Source organism: Sphaerospermopsis sp. LEGE 00249 (assembly GCF_014299995.1).
Lineage (GTDB): Bacteria > Cyanobacteriota > Cyanobacteriia > Cyanobacteriales > Nostocaceae > Sphaerospermopsis > Sphaerospermopsis kisseleviana.
Genome location: NZ_JACJUZ010000015.1, coordinates 73,651 through 82,534, shown reverse-complemented (window position 1 = coordinate 82,534; position 8,884 = coordinate 73,651). Strand labels below are relative to the sequence as shown.

General features: G+C 34.5%; 14 protein-coding genes. 10 read left to right on the top strand and 4 right to left on the bottom strand.

The window, feature by feature from the left end; all coding sequences use genetic code 11:
- Positions 1 to 57 precede the first annotated feature (57 nt).
- The 7 genes from H5968_RS07870 (at position 58) to H5968_RS07840 (ending at position 3,954) form a co-directional block, all read left to right on the top strand.
- Positions 58 to 570 (top strand): Uma2 family endonuclease, encoded by a 513-nt coding sequence (locus H5968_RS07870; protein ID WP_187039490.1) that lies wholly within the window; start codon positions 58 to 60, stop codon positions 568 to 570.
- A 205-nt stretch (positions 571 to 775) separates the two neighbouring features.
- Positions 776 to 2,080 carry a site-specific integrase gene (locus H5968_RS07865; RefSeq protein ID WP_187039483.1) on the top strand — a complete coding sequence of 435 codons (1,305 nt, stop codon included), beginning with the start codon at positions 776 to 778 and terminating at the stop codon, positions 2,078 to 2,080.
- A gap of 48 nt (positions 2,081 to 2,128) precedes the next feature.
- Positions 2,129 to 2,557, top strand: coding sequence for a hypothetical protein (locus H5968_RS07860; RefSeq protein WP_187039482.1), 429 nt, complete (start codon positions 2,129 to 2,131; stop codon positions 2,555 to 2,557).
- 17 nt (positions 2,558 to 2,574) lie between these two features.
- Positions 2,575 to 2,988, top strand: a complete 414-nt coding sequence (locus H5968_RS07855) for a hypothetical protein (protein ID WP_187039492.1) — start codon at positions 2,575 to 2,577, stop codon at positions 2,986 to 2,988.
- 17 nt (positions 2,989 to 3,005) lie between these two features.
- A complete protein-coding gene (locus H5968_RS07850; RefSeq protein WP_137668952.1) occupies positions 3,006 to 3,281 on the top strand; it encodes a hypothetical protein in 276 nt (91 codons plus the stop codon).
- Positions 3,266 to 3,664: a type II toxin-antitoxin system VapC family toxin gene (locus tag H5968_RS07845; protein ID WP_187039481.1), complete on the top strand. Its 399-nt coding sequence runs from the start codon at positions 3,266 to 3,268 to the stop codon at positions 3,662 to 3,664. The genes H5968_RS07850 and H5968_RS07845 overlap by 16 nt, the downstream gene beginning before the upstream one ends.
- A complete protein-coding gene (locus tag H5968_RS07840) occupies positions 3,655 to 3,954 on the top strand; it encodes a hypothetical protein (protein ID WP_187039491.1) in 300 nt (99 codons plus the stop codon). Before H5968_RS07845 ends, H5968_RS07840 begins: the two co-directional genes overlap by 10 nt.
- Here the strand turns inward: H5968_RS07840 and H5968_RS25090 are convergent.
- The gene (locus H5968_RS25090) at positions 3,862 to 4,191 is read right to left on the bottom strand and encodes a DUF6516 family protein (protein WP_222620605.1); all 330 of its coding nucleotides are present in this window, start codon (positions 4,189 to 4,191) and stop codon (positions 3,862 to 3,864) included. The two genes, H5968_RS07840 and H5968_RS25090, sit on opposite strands and share 93 nt — an antisense overlap.
- Positions 4,166 to 4,480: a hypothetical protein gene (locus tag H5968_RS07835; RefSeq protein WP_187039480.1), complete on the bottom strand. Its 315-nt coding sequence runs from the start codon at positions 4,478 to 4,480 to the stop codon at positions 4,166 to 4,168. The genes H5968_RS25090 and H5968_RS07835 overlap by 26 nt, the downstream gene beginning before the upstream one ends.
- Positions 4,481 to 4,646: 166 nt before the next feature.
- Between H5968_RS07835 and H5968_RS07830 the strand changes: the two genes are divergently transcribed.
- Positions 4,647 to 4,784 (top strand): hypothetical protein, encoded by a 138-nt coding sequence (locus H5968_RS07830; RefSeq protein ID WP_187039479.1) that lies wholly within the window; start codon positions 4,647 to 4,649, stop codon positions 4,782 to 4,784.
- A 98-nt stretch (positions 4,785 to 4,882) separates the two neighbouring features.
- Here H5968_RS07830 and H5968_RS07825 read toward each other — a convergent pair whose 3' ends face one another.
- Both H5968_RS07825 and H5968_RS07820 read right to left on the bottom strand, forming a co-directional pair.
- Positions 4,883 to 5,248 carry a bluetail domain-containing putative surface protein gene (locus tag H5968_RS07825; protein WP_222620604.1) on the bottom strand — a complete coding sequence of 122 codons (366 nt, stop codon included), beginning with the start codon at positions 5,246 to 5,248 and terminating at the stop codon, positions 4,883 to 4,885.
- A 206-nt stretch (positions 5,249 to 5,454) separates the two neighbouring features.
- Positions 5,455 to 5,745: a hypothetical protein gene (locus H5968_RS07820; RefSeq protein WP_187039478.1), complete on the bottom strand. Its 291-nt coding sequence runs from the start codon at positions 5,743 to 5,745 to the stop codon at positions 5,455 to 5,457.
- A 343-nt stretch (positions 5,746 to 6,088) separates the two neighbouring features.
- Between H5968_RS07820 and H5968_RS07815 the strand changes: the two genes are divergently transcribed.
- Positions 6,089 to 7,447: an ATP-binding protein gene (locus H5968_RS07815; RefSeq protein WP_187039477.1), complete on the top strand. Its 1,359-nt coding sequence runs from the start codon at positions 6,089 to 6,091 to the stop codon at positions 7,445 to 7,447.
- Positions 7,448 to 8,008: 561 nt separating this feature from the next.
- Positions 8,009 to 8,614: a hypothetical protein gene (locus H5968_RS07810; protein WP_187039476.1), complete on the top strand. Its 606-nt coding sequence runs from the start codon at positions 8,009 to 8,011 to the stop codon at positions 8,612 to 8,614.
- The last annotated feature ends 270 nt before the right edge of the window (positions 8,615 to 8,884 follow it).

Here is an 8,884-nt window from a genome sequence, read left to right as displayed (position 1 = left end):
TGTCTTTGACAATCTTGGGAAATGAATTTATAATCATGATCAAATCAATATTTTGATATAGCTTGCTCAAATTTTAATATATTTTGGGCTATTTTTATCACAGATTTCTTAACATTCAACACTTCTGAGCTTGATTATATTGTAGATAAAGATATAGTTATTAGAACTATTACTAATGAAGGAGAACAGAGGGGAAGAAATCCTGATGTGAGCGTAGTTCTTGCATCTTTATGGAATGCTAATGTTACAGCTTATGGTGCTTTAATTGAACCAATTCCATTAGCAGTAGAAGTAGTATCAACAAATTGGGAAGATGATTATGTTGATAAGTTAGAAGAATATGAAAATTTGGGAATTAAGGAATATTGGATAGTGGATTATTTAGCTATAGCTTCTCGTAGTTATTTAGGAAATCCTAAGTTACCAACGGTGTTTGTTTATGAATTGGTTGCTGGTAAATATCAACAAACAGCATTTACAGGTACAGATAAAATTATTTCTCCTACTTTTCCTGAATTAAATATTACGGTTGAAGATGTCATTAAAGCTAGTCAAATTTATAATGTATAATATTGTCGAGATACTGAAATGATTGTAGAAGTTTGGTATCTGTTTTCTGGATGTTTGCAGTTAACATATTTATTTCGGGTTTAAGTTTATTCTAATAAACAATTAAAAATGCAAGATTCACAAATTCAAGATCCAGAACAAGGGGTTTTGAATTAATTCTTTATGGTTTATTTGTTTATTTTGATGCGATCGCCACAAACCCAGCATGAAAACCAACCTCACACAAGAAATACAGCTAGTAAATCTGCGTTTGAAGTCTGCAAAGGCCAGAGTTACCATTCGGGAATCTAATGGATGTCTGCAATTACGGGCAACTTTACCCCTGAAACCAGGAGATGCTGATATCAGAAAAACAGGTAAAAAGCAATACAACATCAGTTTAAACATTCCTGCTAACTTGGAGGGATTAAAAACCGTAGAAGAAGAAGCTTATGAGTTAGGAAAGTTAATTGCCAGAAAAACCTTTGTTTGGAATGATAAATATTTAGGGAAGGAAACTAGAAAAAATGATTTACCAACTATTGGCGAATTATTAGAACAGTTTGAAATTGAATATTTTAAAACCCATAAACGTACAACTAAAAGTGAGCATACCTTTTTTTATTATTATACCAGAATTAAACGTTATACTAAGGCTGATGATTTAGCAATTGGGGAAAATTTTATTCATGCAATTGAGAAAATAGATAAGGAATGGGCAAGATATAATGCTGTGAGAGCTATTTCTGTATTTTGTCAAATTTTCAACATTGAAATTAATTTAACTAACTATGCTAAAACACCGGAAACTAACTCTCGCAATATTCCCACAGATAAGGAAATAGTTGCAGGTTTTTATAAATTTGAGGAATATGAAAATAATAGAGGTAAACAAGTTAATCAAGATGTAAAAGATAGCTGGTTACTTTGGCGTTGGGTTTATGGAATGTTAGCAGTTTTCGGTTTACGTCCCCGTGAGATTTTTATTAATCCTGATGTTGATTGGTGGTTAAGTAAAGAAAATATAGACTTAACCTGGAAAGTAGATAAACATTGTAAAACCGGAGAAAGAGAAGCATTACCTTTATATAAAGAATGGATTGAGGAATTTGATTTAAGCAATCCCCAGTATTTAGAAATGTTGGTGACAGCAATTAGTAAAAAAGATAAAAATAATCATGCAGAAATTACAGCTTTAATTCAAAGAGTTAGTTGGTGGTTTAGGAAAGTTGGCTTAGATTTTAAACCCTATGATTTACGGCATGGTTGGGCAATTAGAGCGCATATTTTAGGGATTCCGATTAAAGCAGCAGCAGATAATTTAGGTCATAGTGTGCAGATTCACACGAAAACTTATCAACGTTGGTTTTCTTTAGATATGCGGAAATTGGCAATAAATCAAGCTTTGAGTAAGCGGAATGAGGTTGAGGTGATTAAGGATGAAAATTTAGTTTTGAAGATGGAGAATGAAAGGTTAAAAATAGAGTTAGAAAAAATAAAAATGGAAATGGTTTATAAAGGGAGTTTTTAGTATGTGATATGTTATAATTACAAGATATCAAAAAATATATTTTCAGGGATGAACTACCAAACCAACTCAGATTATGACAGCGCGTGGAAAGAAGCGATTACAGTTTATCTTGAACAATTCATAGAATACTGCTTTCCTGAAGTTTATCAAGATATTGACTGGGAAAAAGGATATGAAACTCTAGACACCGAATTACAAGAACTAATTAGAGATGCAGAAACAGGAAGACGTTTAGCGGATAAACTGGTAAAAGTCACCCTGCGGAATGGAGAAAAAGCGTTAGTTCTGATTCACATAGAAATACAAGGACAAGAACAAGAAGATTTTGCGGAAAGGATGTATATTAGACATCTACAGAAAAGAAATTATGGAACCTATTTATGGGGGCAGGGCGAAGCATTTGGGATATCTAGATGTCTGATTTTTCCGTTAAATTATCGCCCAAATGCTTCGCCCCTACAACTTATGACAAATTAATACATTCTATTGTGGAGATGTCTATTTATAATCATCGTTTATTTAATCGCTATCGTCTTAAAGTCTTTAGTTTCGCAGTTTTAGGAGATGATAACCCCAATTGGAAACCAGCATCTTATGGTTATAGTCAGTGGGGATTTACCACTCATTTGCAATTTCCCAGTGTTAAACTATTAGATTATAGCCATGATACCCTAGCACAAAGTAAAAATCCTTTTGCTATCATCATTATGGCATATTTACAAACGCAAGCCACTCAAGGTAATTCAGCTGCTTGGTACAAAATGGGATTAAATGCGGAAGAAATCACTGAACGCATGACTCATGTAACTCTTGTTCAGGTGTATGCAGCTTTAACTTATTATCATGCTAATCGAGAAGAAATTGAAGGTTATATTGCTGCTGAAAAAGCTGATTATCAACGGTTATAGATTAAGGAGATAAGTCTATGGAAAGCATGAAAATTAAAGCACAAATTGGTAATGATAGGATAGTCAAAATCGAACTTCCTCCTGAGTTTGCTAATGAAGAATTAGAAATGGTGATTGTATTTCAACGTATTGCCAAAACATCATTAAAATCTGAAAATAAATCTCCAGAAGAGTTAGGATATTCTCGAAGATTTTTAGAAGAAGTAATAGGTAGTTGGGAAGGTGAAATGATTGAAATTCCAGAACAGCTTCAGTTTGAAGAACGGGAGGAAATTCAATGGCCTATCTCTTAGATACAAATGCTTGTATTCAAATTCTCAATTCTCGAAATTCACCTGTTACTAAACGACTTTTATCAATTCCTGTTCAAGAAATTTATATTTGTACTGTGGTGTACAGCGAACTATATTATGGAGCTTACAAAAGTGCAAATGTTAATAAAAACTTATCTCACTTAGAAAATTTACTTGCTGAATTTGTTGATTTACCCCTAGATCGTCAAGCGGCAAAAATTGCTGGACAAATTCGCGCTCGTCTGGATTCTTTAGGTACTCCCATTAGTCCTAATTATTTGTTAATTGCAGCGATCGCATTAGCAAATGATCTCATTTTAGTTACTCACAATACCCGTGAATTTAGCCGTATTGAAAGTTTGAAATATGAAGATTGGGAATAGATAAGTTAATGTTGGGTTTTTTCAACCCAAAAAGCGATCGCACTTTCCAAGCTCCAAACCCCAAAGAGCGATCGCCTCATCCTAAATATCCAATGATAAAATCAAGAAAAGATATTTTACCAATGACAACTACACTTATTAAACCCTCCCAATTCCTACCAGAAGGAATCTGTATCAAGCGTATTAAAAACCTTATGCTATTCAAATTTACCGATAAACTGGGGGAACGGATGCAAGAACTCCTGGATAAAAATAAATTGAATAACCTCACCATCATAGCGAAATATTAAGTTGTTTTCATTGTCTTGATAATGGAATGAATAAGAGAGCTTTTCTAATGATTCTTGTAGATCAATGTATTCTTTGAAAAATAAACGACTCCCCCGTAAAAAGTCTAAATTTACCTGGATAAACCCGACATAGTTTGATCTAGCATCTAAGGAAAAATTAAAAGATATAATCCACCCTTGGTTCAGGTATTTTTGAATAACGACAAGAATATCAGCTTGGTAATTGTTGAGTGACATATTCTATAGTATCCAACTTTTGTAAAGCATTAATTAATTTATCCTTAATTTTAATTTCTCCTGCCCAACTTACATATTCATCGTCCCCTCCTGATAGGTTTTCTGCTGTCCAATTAGTCAAGAAAAATTCCGATGAAACTTGATATTTTGTTTCAAATTCTTGCAATAATTTATTAGTTTTATCCAAGGATCTTTGTAAATTTTTAATCTCAGATTCAATAGCTCCTTTAATTAGGTTTTGGACGATTTGAAGGTCGGGATCATCAGATTTAATTTGTACTTGTAACATAAGGTTTACTTTTTGTCGTTACTAATTAATTGTAACATTTGTCTGATAGCGTGGCGCAAGCTATATGAGGATTTACAGGATGAGGGATTTGTTTGCAGATGATGTTGTTAATTTGACGCTGATTAATTGTCTGAATCAGGATTTCCAGGATTTCAGGATTTACAGGATGAGGGACTCGGTGGTTAATTGGTGGCGATCGCTCTGGTTGTCTGAATCAGGATTTCCAGGATTTCAGGATTTACAGGATGAGGTTGCTAATTTGAGGATAATTAATGATGAGCGATCGCTGTGGGAATTTGTCTGATAGTTGACAGGATGTAATTTATCCTCGCTTAGATCCCCGACTTCTCTAAGAAGTCGGGGATCTGAATACTACTAACCAACTTCAACAAAACAATGAAGCTAGACAAAAAAGCTATTAACATTATCAATGTCGCCCAAACCGGGGAATGGACTCGTGTATCCGGTTAAATTGACCACCAAATCACGATGGGATTGAAACGCAGGAATACCATCATTTATCACCAAGTAAGTTCCGGCAATGCCAGCAGTTGTAACATTGACTAAGGCTGTACTATTTAGACGTAGAGCCTGATTTCCGACTGACGCTCCATCGGCGTCGGTGAATACATTATTCACAACATCTGCTAAAGTAGCAACGCCATAATTTTCTTTGGCATTGCATAAATGCGGGATGTTTTTTGTGTGTAGAGACGTTCCATGGAACGTCTCTACAAGGGGTTTGAATATATGCAATATTGTTTTCATCCCCAAAATCAGCAACACCTTTTCTGGCGTTGCTGAATCATGGGATGATTTCGCCCAATTTAGAACGAATTTTCAACGGTTTCAAACGCCAATTCATCCCTCTATTATGCAACGCCCCTTTTCTTTCTTTCATACCTCAAATCAGCAACGCCAAAAACCAAAACTATTGCAGAGAAGTACAATGGAAAGACTCTACGGGTATTTCACTACCTACTTTTACACTCAAAAATCTGTCGGTCATATCTAAATCTGCTGGATGATGAAGATGGGTTTGCAGGAATTGTAGTAATTTCACAAGTTAAATTGTTGAGAGACTTTGTGTCTAGTTGCAACACGACTGTTTGTGGTAGTTGTCCCGATTGACGCAAACTTTGTGCTATCTCACGCTTAGACGGTAGGTCAGCTTTGGAAGAGTTGACATTAACTAAAGTTAAACCAAAGACAGTAGATACAGTAATGGCAGAAACAGCGATCGCAGATGATATGATCTTATTCATGTCAATTCCCCCTGTTTAAATAACGTACAAATTCTTATTGGGAGTAAATGTAGATAAATATGAAATTTACTACCCGACACTCAATAACCTACAATGGTTTTAAAATATACTAAATTTAATACGCCCAAAAGAGGATGTCAAGACCTCAAAAGTATGTAAAAGCGGTAAAAAGTCTCTAAAAGTAATATCTTGTCACCAGTAAAAATTCTCACCAACCATTAGTCAAAAATTTATCTCTTGCACTAAACCCGCGAAGATGGGTTTTGTCTGTGTAGTTTCACTAGAAGATGCATTAAAACCATGATAGACTTTTAAAAAGTCTTGACTTGAAGGGGATCGAGTAGTGTTAAATATTGAAGAGATAATTGAAATTGCAGATAACCAAATCTTTGAGCATCAAGGACAGCATCTCAATGATTTACAAAGAGCTATCCTAGAAGGGACATTACAGGGTAGATCCTACGCAGATATCGCCAAAGAACAGCACCACAGCGAAAAATATATCAAGGATAGCGCCAGTAAACTGTGGAAATCCTTATCTCAAGCAGTTGGAAAAAAAGTTAATAAATTTAATGTCAAGTCAATTTTAGGTAGATGTACTTTCTCTTCAACTAATATTTTCAAAGTAATACAAATCAATAGTGGTAATCTTAAAGAATCTGCACCATCAACAGAAAATGATGAAATTATCCATAAAAAAGAACAGATAACCTCTCATCTAGATTTAAAAGATGCACCTGAAAGCAGTGATTTTTATGGACGCAAATTAGAATTATCATTACTACAACAAAAAATCCTCCAAGGAAAATGTAATTTAATAACTTTACTGGGTATTAGAGGCATTGGAAAAACTGCTTTATCTTTAAAATTAGTTGATAATATCAAAGAAAATTTTGAGTTCGTTATTTATAAAAGTTTAAAATCTCTACCCAGTTTAACACAACTAATTACAGAGACAATTTACCCTAATGATCAGCTTATTTCAGATAACTCACCTCATCAACTTTCACAATTTAAAAAAGCCATAGAAAAATACTCTTATCTGATGATAATTGACGATGTTAACTGTATTTTTTCAAAGCATCAAGTATCAGGTAAATATCAACAAGGGTATGAAGAATATGGGAATCTATTTAAATTATTATTAACAACCAAACATCGAAGTTGTCTAATTATCAATAGTAGTGAGGAAATTCGTGAATTATCTAAACCACAAACTGATCATAGTCATGTTTTCACCTTGGAATTATTGGGATTAGATGATGATGGTGTAAACATTCTTAAAAAATTTGGCTTGAAAAATGAGGAAAATTATCAAAAATTGCTGAATATTTATCAAGGAACTCCCCAATATTTACAAATAATTGGTTATCTTATTCAGGAATTATTTGCAGGTGACACCAATAAATTTTTGCAGCTAGATCAACCTTTTATAGATATTGAACTAACTGCTTTTTTAGAGCAAAGTTTAGATATTTTGCCACCATCAGAAGTAGAATTACTACATTTTATAGCTAGTCAAAATGGCTCAATTTTATTAAGTGAACTGGAAAATAGTCATCAGGTTTATGAGCCAATAGTTACTAGTATTCAATCCCTAAAAAGGCGTTTCCTTCTTTCTACCCAACAAATAAATGCAGAAGTGAGTTTAGAGATTTCACCTGTGATTAGGAAATTTTACCACAAACTAGATTACAACTAGACTAGATCCCCGACTTCCTGGAAAAGTTAGATATTTATTATATATTTATTAGATATTTATAAGACTTACACAAGATGTGACTTAAAACCTTATTCTTGTGTAGGGATAATTCATGTAGCTTGCTTCCCGAAGGGTATTACCCCTACTTTCGTTCCCTTTTACGTAAGTCCTGATTTAAATTAAATTGTATCTGAATCAATATTTAATTCCTGCAAATTTGCTGCTACCCCTTGAACTTTTTCATCAGATATTTCTGCTTTTTGGGCTTTAAATTCTGCCCTTTGAGCTTTTTGCAAAAATAATAATTAGGGGGTGCTGAAAACCAGAAGAAGCAATAGAATTAGCAGCAATAGGAGAACTTAACAATATCTTCAGTGATATTGTTGCAGCACGAAGTAACTGTTAAATTATCTTATAAGTATTAATAGCGTTTATTGAAACAATAGATATCTATAGACATTATATGGACAATTTATGAATTGTCCCTAAGATAATTTTTACCAGATGTCTAATGTGGTTTAATGTGATCGTTAAGTATAACCGATAGGTTTTTTTATAAGTATGCGAATCAATCTTTCCGTCACCGCTGCTGCTATGGCCTTGTTAGCTGCTACTCCGTCAATAGCTCAAGCTCAAGTTAATAACATCATCATTAATTCCAACTCATCAACCCCCTCAACTTCAGTAGTCAATATGACCATCACTGAGTCTGAAGTTCTGGCAGCCCAAAAAGCCTGGGGAGATGCATTAGTCGCCATCTCCACCACCTACGATCAGAAGGGAAAAGCCGCAGCTAAGGCATTAGCCGAGAAGATTATTGATCAAGCCTATGGTTATCAGATGGGTGCAGTGCTGTTCAAGCCAACTTTGACAAAAGCACCACAGACTTTCCGCACAACACGCCAAGGTGCATTGGCTTATTTCGTGGGCGACAATTCTTCTTTCCCTAATGATACTGGCTTTGCCCTCAACGGATGGCGAAAGGTAGAAATTCGCAACGCTGGAATCTTCATTGTTGGTAATGTAGCTACAACAATGGGCAATGTCTTAATTACTGACAAGACTGGTAAAGTAACCACAGTTGACAAAACCTGGAAGTTCATCAAGGATACCAATGGTAAACTGCGTATTGTAGTACACCATTCCTCCCTGCCCTACAAAGATTAAAATCACCTGTTTCATCAGAAAAATAGCAGGTTGGTGAAACTAAACATAAATCACTGTAGAGATATAGAGATGTTCCATAGGTAAGAACTCTCTTCTCTACATTCTGTGTAATATTCTGTGCAATTATGATGTCTATTAGACCTCTTCAAAATAGAATGTATTAATTTGTCATAAGTTCTAGGGGCGAAGTAGGGGCGAAGCATTCGAGCGATTAATGATCGGTATTCACCAAAGGATATTTTCCGAATGCTTCGCCCTTACAGGGCGATA

Coding starts and splice junctions, on each gene's coding strand:
- H5968_RS07865 (WP_187039483.1), top strand. CDS start 776: ATGAAAACCAACCTCACACAAGAAATACAGCTAGTAAATCTGCGTTTG.
- H5968_RS07860 (WP_187039482.1), top strand. CDS start 2,129: ATGAACTACCAAACCAACTCAGATTATGACAGCGCGTGGAAAGAAGCG.
- H5968_RS07855 (WP_187039492.1), top strand. CDS start 2,575: ATGTCTATTTATAATCATCGTTTATTTAATCGCTATCGTCTTAAAGTC.
- H5968_RS07850 (WP_137668952.1), top strand. CDS start 3,006: ATGGAAAGCATGAAAATTAAAGCACAAATTGGTAATGATAGGATAGTC.
- H5968_RS07845 (WP_187039481.1), top strand. CDS start 3,266: ATGGCCTATCTCTTAGATACAAATGCTTGTATTCAAATTCTCAATTCT.
- H5968_RS25090 (WP_222620605.1), bottom strand. CDS start 4,191: ATGTCACTCAACAATTACCAAGCTGATATTCTTGTCGTTATTCAAAAA.
- H5968_RS07835 (WP_187039480.1), bottom strand. CDS start 4,480: ATGTTACAAGTACAAATTAAATCTGATGATCCCGACCTTCAAATCGTC.
- H5968_RS07830 (WP_187039479.1), top strand. CDS start 4,647: ATGAGGGACTCGGTGGTTAATTGGTGGCGATCGCTCTGGTTGTCTGAA.
- H5968_RS07825 (WP_222620604.1), bottom strand. CDS start 5,248: ATGAAAACAATATTGCATATATTCAAACCCCTTGTAGAGACGTTCCAT.
- H5968_RS07820 (WP_187039478.1), bottom strand. CDS start 5,745: ATGAATAAGATCATATCATCTGCGATCGCTGTTTCTGCCATTACTGTA.
- H5968_RS07810 (WP_187039476.1), top strand. CDS start 8,009: ATGCGAATCAATCTTTCCGTCACCGCTGCTGCTATGGCCTTGTTAGCT.